Source organism: Streptomyces sp. NPDC047515, assembly GCF_040643055.1.
Classification (GTDB): Bacteria; Actinomycetota; Actinomycetes; order Streptomycetales; family Streptomycetaceae; genus Streptomyces.
Window position 1 is genome coordinate 1 of the sequence record NZ_JBEYTM010000045.1, and the last position, 16,492, is coordinate 16,492.

General features: G+C 70.5%; 13 protein-coding genes and 2 pseudogenes. 9 read left to right on the forward strand and 6 right to left on the reverse strand.

From position 1 onward, the window contains the following. Positions 1-2,333 (forward strand): S8 family serine peptidase (locus tag ABZ826_RS29055; RefSeq protein WP_361454572.1); only part of this gene is annotated, 2,333 nt, incomplete at its 5' end. Between the two features lie 144 nt (positions 2,334-2,477). Here the strand turns inward: ABZ826_RS29055 and ABZ826_RS29060 are convergent. Continuing rightward, positions 2,478-3,692 (reverse strand): Ig-like domain-containing protein, encoded by a 1,215-nt coding sequence (locus ABZ826_RS29060; RefSeq protein ID WP_361454575.1) that lies wholly within the window; start codon positions 3,690-3,692, stop codon positions 2,478-2,480. 225 nt (positions 3,693-3,917) lie between these two features. On the opposite strand from ABZ826_RS29060, the gene ABZ826_RS29065 reads away from it, so the two are divergent. The 5 genes from ABZ826_RS29065 to ABZ826_RS29085 all read left to right on the forward strand — a co-directional run bounded on the left by ABZ826_RS29065 (position 3,918) and on the right by ABZ826_RS29085 (position 9,442). Further along, positions 3,918-5,084 carry a peptidoglycan bridge formation glycyltransferase FemA/FemB family protein gene (locus ABZ826_RS29065; protein WP_361454578.1) on the forward strand — a complete coding sequence of 389 codons (1,167 nt, stop codon included), beginning with the start codon at positions 3,918-3,920 and terminating at the stop codon, positions 5,082-5,084. Continuing rightward, positions 5,081-6,742: a murein biosynthesis integral membrane protein MurJ gene (gene murJ / locus ABZ826_RS29070; RefSeq protein ID WP_361454581.1), complete on the forward strand. Its 1,662-nt coding sequence runs from the start codon at positions 5,081-5,083 to the stop codon at positions 6,740-6,742. The genes ABZ826_RS29065 and murJ overlap by 4 nt, the downstream gene beginning before the upstream one ends. Positions 6,743-6,807: 65 nt before the next feature. Then, complete coding sequence (locus ABZ826_RS29075) at positions 6,808-7,491, forward strand: response regulator transcription factor (RefSeq protein WP_361454584.1); 684 nt, start codon at positions 6,808-6,810, stop codon at positions 7,489-7,491. Next, positions 7,488-8,921: a HAMP domain-containing sensor histidine kinase gene (locus ABZ826_RS29080; RefSeq protein ID WP_361454587.1), complete on the forward strand. Its 1,434-nt coding sequence runs from the start codon at positions 7,488-7,490 to the stop codon at positions 8,919-8,921. The genes ABZ826_RS29075 and ABZ826_RS29080 overlap by 4 nt, the downstream gene beginning before the upstream one ends. After that, on the forward strand, positions 8,918-9,442 hold the full coding sequence (locus ABZ826_RS29085; RefSeq protein ID WP_361454590.1) for a hypothetical protein: 525 nt from the start codon (positions 8,918-8,920) through the stop codon (positions 9,440-9,442). Before ABZ826_RS29080 ends, ABZ826_RS29085 begins: the two co-directional genes overlap by 4 nt. Positions 9,443-9,468: 26 nt before the next feature. Here the strand turns inward: ABZ826_RS29085 and ABZ826_RS29090 are convergent, their stop codons facing one another. Beyond that, positions 9,469-10,212 carry a hypothetical protein gene (locus ABZ826_RS29090; protein WP_361454593.1) on the reverse strand — a complete coding sequence of 248 codons (744 nt, stop codon included), beginning with the start codon at positions 10,210-10,212 and terminating at the stop codon, positions 9,469-9,471. Between the two features lie 105 nt (positions 10,213-10,317). Here ABZ826_RS29090 and ggt point away from each other — a divergent pair, with 105 nt between their 5' ends. Both ggt and ABZ826_RS29100 read left to right on the forward strand, forming a co-directional pair. Continuing rightward, positions 10,318-12,126: a gamma-glutamyltransferase gene (gene ggt / locus ABZ826_RS29095; protein ID WP_361454596.1), complete on the forward strand. Its 1,809-nt coding sequence runs from the start codon at positions 10,318-10,320 to the stop codon at positions 12,124-12,126. Between the two features lie 147 nt (positions 12,127-12,273). Beyond that, on the forward strand, positions 12,274-13,026 hold the full coding sequence (locus ABZ826_RS29100; protein WP_361454599.1) for a glycoside hydrolase family 75 protein: 753 nt from the start codon (positions 12,274-12,276) through the stop codon (positions 13,024-13,026). 110 nt (positions 13,027-13,136) lie between these two features. Here the strand turns inward: ABZ826_RS29100 and ABZ826_RS29105 are convergent. The 4 genes and pseudogenes from ABZ826_RS29105 to ABZ826_RS29120 form a co-directional block, all read right to left on the reverse strand. Then, positions 13,137-13,400: pseudogene (locus ABZ826_RS29105) on the reverse strand (M24 family metallopeptidase); the annotation flags it as partial. A 74-nt stretch (positions 13,401-13,474) separates the two neighbouring features. Continuing rightward, on the reverse strand, positions 13,475-14,623 hold the full coding sequence (locus ABZ826_RS29110; protein ID WP_361454602.1) for a Rieske 2Fe-2S domain-containing protein: 1,149 nt from the start codon (positions 14,621-14,623) through the stop codon (positions 13,475-13,477). Positions 14,624-14,849: 226 nt separating this feature from the next. Then, positions 14,850-15,260: an SDR family NAD(P)-dependent oxidoreductase gene (locus ABZ826_RS29115; RefSeq protein ID WP_361454605.1), complete on the reverse strand. Its 411-nt coding sequence runs from the start codon at positions 15,258-15,260 to the stop codon at positions 14,850-14,852. Between the two features lie 73 nt (positions 15,261-15,333). Beyond that, positions 15,334-15,672 (reverse strand): annotated as a pseudogene (locus ABZ826_RS29120) (SDR family NAD(P)-dependent oxidoreductase); the annotation flags it as partial. A gap of 323 nt (positions 15,673-15,995) precedes the next feature. Between ABZ826_RS29120 and ABZ826_RS29125 the strand changes: the two are divergent. Then, the gene (locus ABZ826_RS29125) at positions 15,996-16,490 is read left to right on the forward strand and encodes a carboxymuconolactone decarboxylase family protein (RefSeq protein WP_361454608.1); all 495 of its coding nucleotides are present in this window, start codon (positions 15,996-15,998) and stop codon (positions 16,488-16,490) included. Positions 16,491-16,492: the final 2 nt, after the last annotated feature.

The following is a 16,492-nucleotide window of genomic DNA, read 5'->3' on the forward strand; positions in this document are numbered from 1 at the left end:
AGCAGCTCTCGCAGAACAAGCACACCCTGTTCGTCGTCGCCGCCGGCAACGCCGGTCCGGGCACCGAGACCGTCTCCTCCCCCGGCTGCGTGCCCAGCGTGCTGACCGTGGGGGCCGTCGACCGCGACGACACCACCGCGCCGTTCTCCAGCCGCGGTCCCGTGGCCGTCACCCACACCCTCAAGCCCGAGATCGCCGCCCCCGGCGTCGACATCTCGGCGGCCAACGCGGGCGGCCGCGGCATCTACGCCTACCAGACGATGTCCGGCACCTCCATGGCCACCCCGCATGTCGCGGGCGCCGCGGCCGTCGTCCGCCAGGCCCACCCGGAGTGGACCGCGCAGCAGATCAAGGCCGCCCTGGTCTCCTCCGCCCGCACCGGCGGCAAGGTCGCCGGCGCCGACCAGACCGGCGGTGGCGTCCTCGACGTGTTCGCCGCGGTGAACCAGAAGGTGCTCTCCGCGCCCGCCGTCCAGGCCGGCAGCTACAACTGGCCGCAGGACGCCTCGGACCGCACCACCGTGCAGGTGCCCTTCACCAACACCAGCGGCAGCGACCTCACCCTGAGCCTGAAGGTCAGCGGTGTGCACGGCAACGACGGCAGCGACGTCAACTCCGGCATCGTCAAGCTGGAGGAGGGCAAGGTGAGGGTCCCCGCGGGGGCCACCGCTCAGGTGCCGCTGCGGATCGACCCCACCGCCCGTCTGAAGGCCGGCCAGTACGGTGCGGTCACCGGCCGGATCCTGGCCACCGGCGGCGATGTGCACGTCTCCGTGCCCGTCACCCTCTACGTCCAGCCGGAGACGGTCACGCTCCGGGTCAAGGCCATCGACCGCAACGGCAAGCCCGCGACCGGCCCCTCCTCCCTGGACCTGGTCAGCCTCGACACCGACAAGGGCGAACGCCGCAGCAACTCGGGTGCGACCGACCAGACGTACCGCGTGCGCCCGGGTGACTATGCCCTCAGCAGCTTCGTGGGGAGCTACGGCACGGACAACGCGCCCGAATCGGTCAGCTACCTGGCGAAGCCGCAGCTGCGGATCACTCATGACACCACCGTCGTCCTCGACGCCCGCAAGGCCCACCGGCTGAGCCTGCACACCGACCGGCCCTCGACGGTGGACAACACCACGTTCAGCTACGCCCGCACGTGGGACGACACCTGGCAGATATCCGGATCGCTCATGGCTGGCAGCACCATCCAGAAGTTCTACGCGGACATCGACGGTCGTGCCGAGAACGGCACCTTCGAGTTCCGGCCCACCTGGCGCGCGAGCGGCTCCGAGAACGGCTCGCCCTACGTCTACAACCTGTCGTTCCCGACCCAGGGTCCGCTGCACTCCGACCAGGTCTACAAGCCCAAGGACTCCAAGCTGGCCCAGGTCAGCGAAACGTGGCACGCCATGGGCAAGGAGGCCGACTACATCGACGCGATGTTCGTCCGTCCCTCCTGGAGCAGCAACGCCTACGTTTCCGTGAGCCCGTTCGGCCAGGTCCACGTGCCCGCCACCCGCACCGCCTACTACACGACCGGTGACGAAGCCTGGTTCCACAGCGCGATGACCAGCTTCCCGTTCGCCGCGTTCCTGGGCGACCACGACCGCATCTACCGGGCCGGACAGCGGAGCGCCGAGGAGTGGTACGGCGGCCCCCTGCGGCCGGCCGCCGCACGCGACGCCGACGGCAAGCCGGCGCTGGCCGCCGAGCGGCAGGGCGACCTGATCGGCATCCAGACCGCGCTCTGGGTCGACGGCTCCGGCGACCACTGGTCCTACGGCGGGTCGTTCGGCGACCTCGGCAAACTGGTACTGAAGCGCAACGGTCAGCAGATCGCCACCAGCGCCTACCCGTACGACGTGTTCAGCGTGCCGGACGAGGACTCCGCGTACGAGCTCACCCAGTACCTGGAGAAGATCGACACCTCGGACCGGAACTGGCTGCGCTCCACCGCTGTCGCCACCACGTGGAGCTTCCGCTCCCACCGGGAGCCGGACGTCTACTCGCGCGGCCTGCCGATCCTCTTCCCGGTGTACGACGTGCCGGTGGACGGCATGAACACCCTGCCGGCGCAGAGCGGCATCAAGGTCGGCCTGTCGGCCGAGGGCCATGCCGGGTACACCCCGGGCGCGATCACGGCGGCCTCGCTGTCCTACTCCTACGACGGCGGCAGCACCTGGACCCAGGCGCCGACCCAGCAGAAGGACGGCAAGTGGACGGCCGTCCTCGACCACACCGGCGCCGCCGGCAAGCAGGTCACGACGAAGGCCACCCTCACCGACGCCAACGGCAACGCGGTCACCCAGACCATCACCCGCGCCTACGACATCCGGTAACCATCCGGCCCGGCCGGGCGCTCTCCCCTGACAGGGGGGCTGCCCGGCCATCCACCTGCTGCCCGCGCCCGTGTTCATCGGGTGCGGGCAGCAGATTCGGATCGCCATACATCTGGCAGGCCGCCAGTTTGCCGGCGCCGCAACTCACTTCAGCGCGCTCTTCGCCTGCCAGTCGCTCCAGGCCACGTTCCACGCCCCGTATCCGTTGCCCTCCGCGACCGTGCCCTTGGCGTCGGCGCCGGTGATCTCGAACGGGTCGCCGACCCGCACCTGCTGGTACAGCGAAGCGGCGTTGGCGTCACTCATGCCGACACAGCCCGAACTGTGGTTGGCCACACCGAAGTAGGCGGCGTTCCACGGTGCCGCGTGGGCGTACATCCCCGACCAGGTCAGCCGCATCGACGAGTCGACCATCTTGTCGTAGGCGTCGCCCAGGCCCACCGTCTCGGAGCGCATGTTGATCGTGCCCTCCTTGGCCATCAGCACGGCCGTGCCGCGCCAGGACGCCTTCTCGCCGCCCGGCGTGCCCGCCGACATGGGCACGTCCATGACGGTCTTTCCGTCCCGCTTCAGCGCCAGCCGGTGACGGTCGAGGTCGACCTTGACCACCTGGTCGGCGCCGATCGCGAAGGTGGTCCTGTAGTCGCGGACGAACCAGCCGCCGGACGGGCCCGAGTCGATGCCGTTGAGGTCGGCGTCGAGCGTGACCTTCGTACCGGACTTCCAGTACTCCTTGGGCCGCCAGTCGACGCGGTCCTTGCCGGAGTAGTCCTGCAGCCAGCCCCAGGAGCCCTCGGTGTTGTTCGAGGTGGAGACCTTCAGGGCCTTCTCCACCGCGGCCCTGTCCTTGACCGGGTTGTCGAAGACGATCGACAGCGGCTGGGCGATGCCGACCGTGGTGTTCTTGCCGGGAGCCAGCGTCAGTTTGTTGACCTTTTTGGCTGCCGCGGTGGTGAAGCCGGCCTTGTCGCTGCCGCCCTCGGTGTCCTTCGCCTCGACGCTGTACGTGGTGCCGGGCGCGGCCGGCCGGTCCGACGTCCAGGTCCTGCCGTCGGTGGATATCCGGCCGGTGAGCGCGTCGCCCCCGGTCGCGTTCACCGTGACCGTCTTCAGTTTTCCGGCGCCGAGCGTCACCGTCACCGGTCGGCCGGGGGCGGCCTCGGCGCCCGTCAAGTTCACCGCGATGCTGGTGTCGTGCGCCGGTGCGACCCCGGTCGCCCCCTTTCCCGAGTCCGACGCGGAGGCGCCGGAGCAGGCGGTGAGCGTGGCACCGAGCACCGTGGTGCCGGCGATCAGGGTGAGCCGGACCGGGCGGACGAGCGGGGCGGTACGGCGTATGCGCCGGCGTGCGGAGAACAACGGAAAACCTCCAAGGCATTGCTTCTCATTGATGAAGAGGCGTTGCAACCGAAGATAGGTTCCACAAATCGGCCGAAAACCAGGAAATCCTCTGTGTGACATGGGCCGCAGCAGAACGGTCATCGTCCGGTCACATACGCCGCTCGGCTCCGTCACGGACCGCTGTGAGCATCCTGTGCAGCCCCGCGGAGCCGACAGCGGGGCGCACCAGGGAGGGCCACGAACATGTCAGCACTGCTCGCGACCGGGAACCGCAGCCGCGACCAGGAGCTACGGATACGCGGCCTGACCGCCGCCGAGCACCGGGCATTCGTCGCCACCCGCACGGAGGCGAGCTTTCTGCAGTATCCGTCCTGGGCCGGAGTGAAGGACCAGTGGACGTCGGAATCGGTCGGCTGGCACAGTGACCTCGGCGAACTGGCCGGAGCCGCTCTGGTGCTCTACCGGCAATTCCCCGGAACCCGCAAGTACTTCGCCTATCTGCCCGAGGGCCCGGTGGTCGACTGGGCCGACCCCGACATCGACCGCTGGCTGCGGCCGCTCGTGGCCCACCTGCGCAAGGCGGGTGCCTTCGCCGTACGGATCGGCCCCTCACCCGCGTACCGCCGTTGGGACACCGCCCGCCTCAAGGCGGCCACCGGCCCCGGCCGGAGGATCGGCGACGTGCTCGCCACCGAGGTGGACCCGCTCGGCACGGCCGTCGCCGAACGGCTCCGGGCCCGCGGCTGGCGCCGCTGCGGCGGCGACGGGGGCGAGGACGCCGACGCGCAGCCGCGCTACGTCTTCCGGGTCCCGCTCGCCGGGCGGACCCCCGACGAACTGTGGTCGGGACTCAACCAGGAATGGCGCCGCAACGTCCGCAAGGCACAGCAGGCCGGGGTGCGGACCGTCATCGGCAGCGAGGCCGAACTCCCGGAATTCCACCGGCTGCTGAGGATCACCGAGGAGCGCGACGGCTTCCGGCTCGGCCGCTCCCTCGCGTACTACCAGCGGCAGTACGCCGTACTCAACGCCGAGCAGCCCGGCCGGATGAGGCTCTACCTCGCCGTCCACCAGGACGAGATCCTGGCCGCCCACACCATGATCAGCACTGGACGGCGCGTCTGGTATCAGACCGGTGCCTCCGCCGACCACCGCCGAGAGGTCCGTCCCAGCAATGCGCTGCAGTGGAAGATGATGCTCGACGCCCATGGGCTCGGTGCCGATGTACACGACATGCGCGGGGTACCCTCCACCCTTGACCCCGACGACCGCCCCTTCGGCCTGCTCCGTTGGAAGCTCGGCACCGGAGGCCAGGTCGTCGAGACCCTCGGAGAGTGGGAGACATCGGTGGGCGGAGCCGCCAACAACACCTTGTACCGTGCGTTCCAGGTATACCTGGCCCGCCGATGACGGCCACCGAGGCGGCCTCCAAGGCCGCGGAACGAGGGTCCGGCTCGGTGCTGCGCAGCGGCGCCGTCATGGCGTCCGGCTCCGTCGTCTCCCGGGCGACCGGCTTCGTACGCTCGGCGGTCGTCGTCGCCGCGCTCGGCACCGGACTCCAGGCCGACGGGTACACCGTCGCCAACACCGTGCCCAACATCCTCTACACGCTGCTCATCGGTGGCGCGCTCAACGCCGTCTTCGTCCCGGAGCTGGTGCGGGCCGCCAAGAACCATGCCGACGGCGGAGCCGCGTACACCGACCGGCTGCTCACCCTCTGCACGATCGGGCTCCTCGCCCTCACCGCGCTCACTGTCGTCGGCGCACCGTGGATCGTCTCGGTCTACGCCCCCGACTACCACGGCGAACAGGCCGATCTCACCATCGCCCTGGCCCGATACTGCCTGCCGCAGATCCTCTTCTACGGACTGTTCACACTGCTCGGCCAAGTACTCAACGCCCGCGACCGGTTCGGCGCGATGATGTGGACTCCCGTCCTCAACAACGTGGTGATCATCGCGGTGTTCGGGATCTACCTCGGCGTCGCGGCCGGCTCCGACGGTACGTTGACCTCGGCGCAGGCCCAATGGCTCGGCTGGGGAACCACCGTCGGGATCGCGGTGCAGACGCTCGCCCTGGTGCCCGCGCTGCGCGCCGCGAAGTTCCGTTGGCGACCAAGGTTCGACTGGCGGGGCAGCGGTCTCACCCGGCCGCTGCGCGCGGCCGGGTGGCTCGTCATGCTCGTGCTGACCAACCAGATCGCCTACTGGGTGGTCACCCGGCTCTCCACCGCCACCGGTCAGCAAGCCGTGGAACAGCATGTGTCGGGCGGCGTCGGCTACACCGCGTACAGCTACGCCTATCAGCTGTGGGTGGTGCCGCACGGCATCGTGACCGTCTCCCTCGTCACGGCGCTGATGCCCCGGATGAGCCGGTCGGCGGCCGACGACGACCTGACGGGTGTGCGGCGCGATGTCTCGTACGCGTTGCGCACCTCGGCCGCGGTCGTGGTGCCCGCCGTGGCCGTGCTGTTCGCGCTGGCGCCGTGGGTGATGGGGGCCGTGTACGGATACGGGCGCACCGGCGCCGCGGACATCACGGCCATGGCGGGGATGATGATGGCGTTCGCGCCGGGGCTGATCGCCTACTCCGGGCAGTACGTGCTCTCCCGCGCGTTCTACGCGATGAGCGACACCCGCACGCCGTTCCTCCTCAATCTGGTCATCGCGGCGCTCAACGCCGGATTCTGTGTTGTCGCGTATCTGCTGCTGCCGGTCCGCTGGGCCGTGACCGGAATGGCCGGGGCGTACTCGGTGGCACTGTTCGCCGGCTTCGGCGTCACCGCGTACGTGCTGCACCGCAGGGTCTGCGGCAGCTCCGCCGCCCGGCCCTCGCTGCTGCGCTCGGCCGGCCTGTGGGCGCAACTGCGGCTGGTGGTGGCGAGTGTGCCCGCCGGGCTGCTGGGATACCTGGCCGCTCGCGCCTGCGAGGGATTCGGCGACTTCGCGGCGGTGGGGGCGGGGACTGCCGTGCTCCTGCTCACGGTCGCGCTGCTGGCCCGGCCGCTCCGGCTGCGGGAGATCAGCGCCCTGATCGCGGCGGGCCGCAGGCGGCTGCGGCGGGCCTGATCCGCCGGGCGCAAGGCTCGCTCACCGGTTCGAATTCACTCCTTGATCGCTGGGATACTGCTGCCATGCCTCGCGTGTTGCTGATCGAAGACGACCCCTCCGCACGGGAAGGGGTCGAGCTGGGGCTGCGGCGGCGCGGCCATGAACTGCGGGCCGTCGAGACCGGTGAGGCGGGGCTGGCCGCGCTGGGAGAGTTCCGGCCCGATCTGGTGCTCCTCGACCTGATGCTCCCCGGAATGAACGGGGTCCAGGTCTGCCGCCGGGTCCGGGAGACCAGCCAGCTCCCGATCATCATGCTCACGGCGCGCGGCGACGACTTCGACGTGGTCGTCGGTCTGGAGGCCGGGGCCGACGACTACATCGTCAAACCCGCCCGCACCGAGGTGATCGAGGCCAGGATCCGTGCCGTACTGCGCAGGCTCGCCGAGCCCGCGGGGCGCAGCGGCCTCGAACACCACGGCGAACTGGCTGTCGACCGCACCGGGCTCTCGGTCGCCAAGGCGGGGGAGCGGCTCCTCCTGGCACCCTCCGAACTGAAGCTGCTGCTCCATCTCTCGGCCTCGCCCGAGCAGGTGTTCAGCCGGCAGCAGCTCCTCGAATGCGTCTGGGAGCACAGCTACCACGGGGACGCCCGGCTGGTCGACGCCTGCGTGCGGCGGCTGAGACAGAAGATCGAGGACGTGGCGGGCAGCCCGCGCTACATCCAGACCGTCCGCGGTTTCGGCTACCGCTTCGGGCCGCTCGCGTGAAGCTCTTCGCCGCCCGGTTCGGACTGCGGACCCGCCTCATAGCCGCCTTCCTTCTGGTCGCGGCGATCAGCGCCATCACCACCGCGACCCTGACCTACCGCGAGGCCCGCTCCGCCATCCTCCAGCAGGCCCAGGACACGGCCGTCGACCAGTTCCGCGACCGGATCGGTGCGCTGGCCGTGACGTTGCCCGTGGGCGAGGAGCAACTGCGGCGGAACTGCCAGCACCTCGCCAGGGAGGGCCGGCCGCAGACGCGCGTCTTCGCCGAGTACGGGAAGATCCGGGTCTCCTCGTCGGACCGGCCCACCTCCAACGTGATCACCCCCGCACTGCGCGAGGCCGTCCGTGGCAACGCACGCGGCTCCTTCCAACGGGTCGTCAAGGACGGCAAGCCCTGGCTGACCGTCGGGATGCCCGCGGTCTTCGACCATGGCGACGGACGCCAGCCCACCGGGCTCGTCCTCTACGCGGTGATACCGCTCACGACCGAGGAGGCCAATGTCAAGGCCATGGTCACCGCGGCCCGCGACGGTGCCCTGCCCGCACTCCTGATCGCGCTGGCGCCCGCCCTGCTCGCCGCCCGCAGCGTGCTGCGCCCGGTGCGCGATCTGCGGCGGGCCGCGGCGGGCATCGGCCGGGGTGAACTCGACACCCGCATCGAGGTCAAGGGTTCCGACGAACTCGCCGGACTCGCCTGGACGTTCAACGAGTCCTCGACCAAGCTCCAGGAGTCGGTGGAGGAACTCCGGCGGGCGGAGGCGCGGGCCAGACGCTTCGCCTCGGACGTCTCGCACGAACTGCGCACCCCGCTCGCCGGTATGCTCGCCGTCACCGAGGTGCTCGACGAGGACGCCGCCCAGCTGAACACCGACACCGCGGCGGCCGTCCGATTGATCAGTGCCGAGACGGGGAAGCTCGCCACCCTCGTCGAGGATCTGATGGAGATCTCCCGCTTCGACGCGAAGGCGGCGGATCTCCATCTCGACGAGGTCGATGTCGCCGAGACGATCCGCAAGACCCTGCAGAGCAGGCACTGGGAGGACAGGGTGGACACCGAACTGCCCGACGGAGTGAGGGCGGTGCTCGACCCGCGTCGGTTCGACGTCGTCGTCGCCAACCTCGTGGGCAACGCCCTGCGGCACGGTGCGCGGCCCGTCACCGTACGGCTGCGGATCGAATCGCGGGGCGCGGCCTCCTGGCTGGTGACCGAAGTCGCGGACAGCGGGCCCGGCATCGACCCGGCAGTGCTTCCGCACATCTTCGACCGGTTCTACAAGGCCGACGCGGCCCGCACCCGTTCGGCGGGCAGTGGGCTCGGTCTGGCGATCACCCAGGAGAACGTACGGCTGCACGGCGGCACCGTGCACGCGGCCGACGAGCCCGGGGGCGGCGCGGTCCTCACCGTGGAACTCCCGCTGGAGGGGCGGTGAGAGGCGTCCGCGCCCTCGGCCTCCTGCTGCCCCTCGTGCTGCCGGTGGCCGGATGCGGGATACAGGCGACGGATGTCGTCGAGGTCGGCGACCCGGCGACGGTGGACGTGGCGCCGGGCGGCCCGGAGGGCACGCTGCTCTACTTCGTGTCCGCGGGCCGGCTGATGCCCGTCGTGCGGCAGGTCGACCTGACGGCGCAAGGCGACGCCGACGCCGGGGGCGCGGTGCATGAATGGCGTGACTCCGGCACAGCGGTCGCCATGCTCTTCGGCGGGCCCACCAAGGCCGAGGCCGCGGTGGGTCTGCGTTCGGAGCTGCCGCACATCAGCCCAGTGTGGGGCCTGACTCGGGGACCGGACGGGGTGAGCGTCCGGGTGAACACCGCCGTCACGGAATTCTCCGAGGTCGCCCGGCAGCAGCTGATCTGCACGGTCGCCCAGACCCGCACCGGCGACCGGCGCGGGGCGGTGAAGGTGATCGGCACCGACGGCGTCATCGGACCGACCCACTGCTCCGTCTGACCCCCGCCCGGTCCGCGGGGCGGGGGTCAGCCCGTCGCCCGGTGCGAATTGCGCGGCGCCGGCACGGGAGTCTGCGCGGCCCGTGTCACATCGGCGACGAGTTCCACCACATCGGGGCCGTACGCCTGCGAGTTGACCACCTTCAGCAGCAGACAGAAGGTGTTGTTGCCGTGCTTGCGGGCCAGCTTCTCGTAGTTGCGGGCCAGATAGCGGGAGGCCGCCTGGTTGGTGATCGCCCGCTGCCCGCAGAACAGAAAGACCGGACGGGCATCCTGACTGACTGTCAGCCGCGCCAGCAGCACATATTCGACGACACCCTTCTCCACCCGGTAGCGCTCCGAACCGATCTGGAAGGCGGCCCGGTCGGGGCCGGGCTCCGGATCGGTGTTCACCTTCACACCGGGCAGCAGCGAATGCAGATGGGCGGCCATCCGCCGGTTGGATCCCGGTCCGCCGACACAGAATTCGGTGCGCTCGCCGAAACCCTGCTGCGCGACGTCGTGGGACAGGATCTGCGCGTGTGCCGAACAATCCTTGATCAGTGCGGAGAGTTCGAGCAGGGCGAAGACGTCGTGGCGGTGGACGGCGCCGTCGCCGCCCGCGTCGCGGTTGACGACGAGCAGGCACTCGGAGTTGCGCGGCAGTCCGAAGAACGCCTGCTTGCGGTGGAGCTTTCGGCGCCAGAGACAGGTGCGGGCGATCCAGCCCAGCGCGGCGCTGATACCGGCGGCTATCACGCCCAGCACGATGTTGCGTACGTCGTCAGTCATGGGCGGGCATGTTAGCGGGCACACGGGCCAGGGTTCACCGCGGTCCTGACGGAGCGGCCTGGGCGGCGTTACTCTGCGACGAACAATCCTTCACTGGAGGTGTGCATGCGACGTTCCGTCGCGCGGAGTGTGTCGTTGTCGGCTGTTCTCGCCGCTGTTGTCACGGTCGGGGCAGCGGCCCCGTCGTCGTCCGCGCCACCGACCGCGCCACCCCCCAAGTCGCCTGTGGCGGTGGGGTACGGAGGGGCGGTCGCCAGCGTCGACGCGGATGCGTCGGCCGCGGGCATCGAGGTGCTGCGCAAGGGCGGCAACGCGGTGGACGCCGCGGTGGCGACCGCGGCCGCGCTCGGTGTGACCGAGCCCTACTCGGCGGGTCTCGGCGGTGGTGGCTACTTCGTCTACTACGACGCCAGGAAGCACACCGTGGAGACGGTCGACGGTCGGGAGACCGCACCGCGCAGCGCGGACTCCTCGCTCTTCCTGGAGAACGGCAAGCCGATCGCCTTCGACGCCGCCGTCACCAGCGGACTGAGCGTGGGCACCCCCGGCACCCCGGCCACCTGGGACACCGCGCTCGACACCTGGGGCAGCAAGTCGCTGCGGCAGGTGCTGAAGCCGGCCGAGCGGCTCGCCAGGGACGGCTTCGTCGTCGACAGCACGTTCCGCTCGCAGACCGAGGGCAATCAGGCCAGGTTCGCCGACTTCCCGGCGACCAGGAAGCTCTTCCTGCCGGGCGGCCAACTGCCGGTGGTCGGCTCCGTCTTCAAGAATCCCGATCTGGCGCGCACGTACGAGCAGGTGGGCCGCAAGGGCGTCGACGAGCTGTACCGGGGCAAGCTGGCCGAGGACGTCGTACGGACCGTGCGCAATCCGCCGGTGGACCCGGGGGCCACCCGGGTCGTACGTCCCGGTGACCTCACGGCCAAGGACCTGCGGTCCTACCGGGCGCTGCGGCGGGCTCCGACGAAGGTCGGCTACCGGGGCCTCGACGTGTACGGCATGGCACCCTCCTCGTCCGGCGGTACGAGCGTCGGCGAGGCGCTCAACATCCTTGAGTCCACGGACCTTTCGAAGGCGAGCGAGGCGCGGTATCTGCACCGCTACATCGAGGCGAGCCGGATCGCGTTCGCCGACCGGGGGCGGTGGGTCGGCGACCCGGCCTTCGAGGACGTACCGACGCAGGGGCTGCTCAGCCAGAGGTTCGCCGACTCGCGCGAGTGTCTGATCAAGGATGACGCGGTGCTGACCAGCCCGCTGGCACCGGGAGACCCCCGCCGGCCGGCCGACTGCAAGGCCGGCGGCAAGGCCGCCCCGACGACGTACGAGGGGGAGAACACCACCCATCTGACGACGGCCGACAAGTGGGGCAACGTCGTCGCGTACACCCTGACGATCGAGCAGACGGGCGGCAGCGGGATCACCGTGCCGGGGCGTGGCTTCCTGCTCAACAACGAGCTGACGGACTTCTCGTTCGCGCCCGCCGACCCGGCGGTCCACGACCCGAATCTGCCCGGTCCGGGCAAGCGTCCGCGTTCGTCCATCTCGCCGACGATCGTGCTGAAGCACGGGGAGCCGGTGCTGGCCCTGGGGTCGCCGGGCGGTGCCACCATCATCACGACCGTGCTGCAGTCGCTCATCGGCACGGTCGACCGAGGGCTGCCGCTGGTCGACGCCATCGCGGCGCCGCGTGCCAGTCAGCGCAACTCGGCGACGACGGAGCTCGAACCGGGGCTGTGGAACAGCCCGGTACGGGGACAACTGGAGGCGCTGGGCCATGTCTTCAAGCTGAACCCCGAGATCGGGGCGGCGACGGGTGTGCAGCGGTTGCCGGACGGACGGTGGCTGGCGGCTGCGGAGAAGGTGCGCCGCGGTGGAGGTTCGGCCATGGTCGTGAATCCGAGCGGCCGTCCCTGACGGTTCGTCAATAGGGGTCTGTGCGGGGCCGGTTCTTCGTGGGTGTCACACGGAGAGCCGGCCCCGCGGTCTTGACGGGAGCATGACTCAGGAGTCATCTTTGCCGCGTCGGTAAGGAAAGCTTCCTAATAGAAGGGCACCCCCACTGTGCGTACTCGAACGCTCGCCCTCGCCGCCGCTTCCGGCGCGGCCCTGCTCGCGGCCGCCACGCTGACCCCCGCCGCCGAGGCCAGTCCGGTCCCGGGCACCGCATCCGCAGCCGCGCCCCGGGCGGATTCCGGCACCGCCGACCGGGCCGGGGCCGGAATCAAGGAGGGCTCCGTCAGCGCGGCCGATCTGCTGGCCAAGGTCACCTCGTGTTCGCAGATCTCCAACGGCAAGTACCGTACGGACGAGGAGACGTCGGCGACCATACCGGTCTGCGGCAAGAACGGTGCCGTGTTCTGGAAGGCCGACATGGACATCGACTGCGACGGCCGGATCACCACCGCCTGCAACGCGAACACCGACCCGTGGTTCCAGGACGACACCGCGTTCCACGCCTCCGACGACAAGCCGCTGAGCGCCGAGAAGCTGCCGTACGTCGTCGTGCCGAGCAGCAGCAGCATCTGGAACTACAGCAGCGCGGGGATCAAGGGCGGTGGCGTCGTCGCCGTCGTCTACAACAACAAGGTCGAGTACGCCGTCGTCGGCGACACCGGCCCCAGCAAGATCATCGGCGAAGCCTCGTACGCCACCGCCAAGGCGCTCGGTATCGACCCCGACCCGGAGACCGGCGGCGCCGATTCCGGCGTCACCTACATCCTCTTCAAGAACTCCAAGGTGTCACCGATCGAGAGCCACAGTGCCGCCGTCACCGCCGGTGAGGCCCTGGCCAAGCAGTTCCTTCAGAACAACTGAGTGCTGTCCCGTAATCCCTGGTGGATCAGCGTGCGGCGTCGGATGCGGTGCATCGCAAGGCGGAGGGGCGTCAGCGCACTGGAAGCATTCGGGCGTTCCGGCAATCCGATCGCCGAATCGCCCGCCCACCGCCGGGCGTCGCGCCCGCGTCGATGCTCACCAGATCGCCGTCGCGCAGCCGTTGATCGGTCGGGATGCCGCGCACGATCGCGTCGTTGACCGACGCGCAGATGACCGCGGGGAACGGGGTCGGGGCGAAATGCGGCCGGTAGTTGAGGAACGGCGAGCCGGCGCCCGCCTCGCGAAGAACCTCCCGGGCCACCGCGTCGAGTGCATTGCGGGGAGACGCCGACCGCCGCCGCTTCCCGCACGGCGTGGTGCTCCCGAACGGGTGGGGCGACAGCCGCAGTTCGGGGTACCCGGCGACGATGCCGACACCGTGCGGGGCTCAGCCGTGCTCGGGTCCCGACGTGGTGACCCCGGAGGATTCACGCCGCGTCGGCTCCGTCGCGGCGCCGGACCGGCCGACCTCGCCCGCCGTGGTCGAGCCGTGTCCCCCGTGCTCTCCCGGCGGCGGATAGAACCGCCGGGCCCAGCGTCGGAACGGGCCGATCGGGCCGTCGCCCGGAGCGAGCCGGGGCGGCTGCCGGTACTGCTTGTGGTTCCAGATCGGGAAGTCGGCGGCGGTGAACTCGCAACTGGACCGGAAGACCGCGCGGTCGAGCAGTCGCGCGGCGGTCCGGCTCACCGCCCGCGCGAGCGGGGCCGGCAGCCGGGCCGGCTCCGTGAACGCGATGCGGTTCCTCTGCCGGAACTGCATCCGGTTGGGCGCGATCGCCGTCGGCAGCACCATCGTGCACATCCGCAGCCCGATCCGAGGCGTGTGCACATCGGCGTGCAGGCAACCGAGGCCGTATCCGTCCACCTCCACCTCGACGACGAAGTCGCCCAGAAGGGGCGCCGACTCGTGGGCCCGCATGGACACGTGGAACGCGGCATCGTCGTAGACCACAGGTCCGCCGATCTCGGCCTTCGCCCAGCCGTGCAGGGTGGCGAAGTGCCCGAGGTCCACCGAGTTCTCGATGACTTCCTGGACATTGCCGGCCAGCTCCCAGGCGGCACTGCGGGCCGGACGGTGACCCACCTCGTGCCAGTCGGGAATGAACCAGTCCGGTGCCCGGCCGTCGTGGTGCCGCCAGACGAAGACGGCGCCGTTGACCTCGTGCACCGGCAGGTGCGTCAGAGGCGACTTCGGCGGCTTCGTGTCGTATCCCGTCCGCACGCACGCGCCATCGGGGCCGAACGCGAAGAAGTGGAAGGGGCAGACCAGATCGTCGCCGTCGACCTTCGCCAGACCGAGATGGGCGCCGAGGTGCGGACAGTACGGGCGGATGGCGCGGACCGCCCCCGTACCGAGCCGGTAGAGCACCACGTCCTGCCCCGCCAACGGCCGGGTGAGCACGGTGCCCGGCCGTAGCTCGTCGGAGAAGGCCAGTGCGGCCCAGCCGCTCGGATACGGCAGGGCGGGCGCCCCCGCCGCATCGGCCGGTGTCGGCCCCTCGCTGATGGCGTGCCCGTACGCGCGTGACAGCCCCACTGCTTCCCCTCTCAGGATCGGTCGCCTGGAGGCTGCCCAGAGCGCTCCGAGATCCTCCCGACACGCCGCACATCACCCGAACGGGAAAGAACGGGGAACGCCTTGACGGCGCGCGCGCTCGCGCCGTGCGGGAGGTTTGCCCGCCGGTGCGGAGCGGCCGCCCGGCCGCCTCGTGGCGAACCCCGGGCGGCGGGCTCGGCGGGGCCGGGCTCCCCGCCCCGCGGGGTCAGCCCGGTGCCATGCGGCTGAGGGATTCCCATTCCCGGTACTGCTCCGCGCGCGCCCGGCTCATCTCCTGGACGAGGTCGAACGACCGGCCGCCGAGAATCAGGCGCCGAGGAGGGTCCGGCAGCGTGGCCAGCTCCATGATCGCGGGTGCCGCCGTGCTCGGATCCGGACCGGCGTCGTCGCCCCACATCTCGGCCAGCCGGGCGCGCAGCGTGTCGTAGGCCGGGTCGAGTGCCGTCGTTGTCGTGCCCGCCGTGAACAGCTCCGTGGCGTAGCCGCCCATCTGGACGACCGTGACCTCGATCCCGAACTGCTCGACCTCCATCGCCAGCGCCTCGCTGACCGAGTCGAGCGCGGCCTTGCCCGCCCCGTAGAACCCGACGGAGGCCATGCCGCCGCCGGTGCCCATCGACGTGATCTTGCAGGACGCGCCCGCAACCCTGCGCACGCAGGTGCGGGATCACGGCCTGCGACACCCACACCGCACCGAAGAAGTTGACGTCGAGGTGATCTCGGATCTGCTCCTCCGTGGCCTCCTCCACCATGCCGTACAGCAGACCGCCCGCGTTGTTGACCACGACATCGAGTCGGCCGAAAGCCGCCACCGACTGTTCCACCGCCTCGAACACGGCCCGGCGGTCGGAGACGTCCAGAGAGAGCCGTACGAGATCGTCCGGGTACTTCTCGGCCGACCCGGCGAGCGGCTCGACGCTGCGGGCGGCGGCCACGACCCGCTCCCCGGCGGCCAGGGCCGCCTCGGCGAACGCGCGTCCCAGGCCACGGGAAGCACCGGTGATGAACCAAACCCTGGCACTCGGCACAGATACCCACTCCTTCGTCCACGAAGAACGCCGTGCTTCACGACGGTGTCACAGGCAACAAGACGGACCGTACCGTCTTGTTGGAGACCATAACGAACCCGCTCGTCCGGATCCAGAGGCTTTTTCGATCACCCGCAGTCGTGCGGATCACCGGGCGGACCGGAGGGCGGTCCTATGGGTGTGTGTGGTCGCGTGGGGCCGGGGCGGAGGGGGCGCGAGCGGCCTATGAGGGGCCGGGCGGCTGCCCTGACGGCTTCGTGGCACATCGTGGGTGCGGTTTCCGTCAGAGAGCTGTAACCGCCAACAACGGCAAGGAGTGCACCATGAATGCTCGCTTGAACCTCTTCGGCAACCCCGTCACGGGCAAGGCCCTGAAGCACATCGTCGCGGCGGGCAAGGTGATTGCGGACTCGACGCTGCCGGACTCGACGCGGGAACTCGTGCTGCTCCGCGCCAGTCAGATCAATGGCTGCGCCTACTGCGTCGACATGCACACCAAGGACGCCGCGCACGCCGGGGAGACCTCGGTGCGTCTCCATCTGGTCGCGGCCTGGCGGGAGGCCACGCTGTTCACCGACGCCGAGCGCGCCGCCCTGGAGCTCGCCGAGGAGGGCACCCGCATCGCCGACGCGGCCGGCGGTGCCGGCGACGAGGTCTGGGCGAACGCCGCGACGCCGCTGACAATCGCGGGCGAGGTCGTAAGGGCTGGAAGCGCCCGGCCGGGACCCGTTCCCACGGGCCTCGGCCGGGCGCCGGTCGGCGCGCGCACGGGGGAATCCGTCGCGACGGCCCGGTTCGGATCCTCATCGGCGTCCTGACC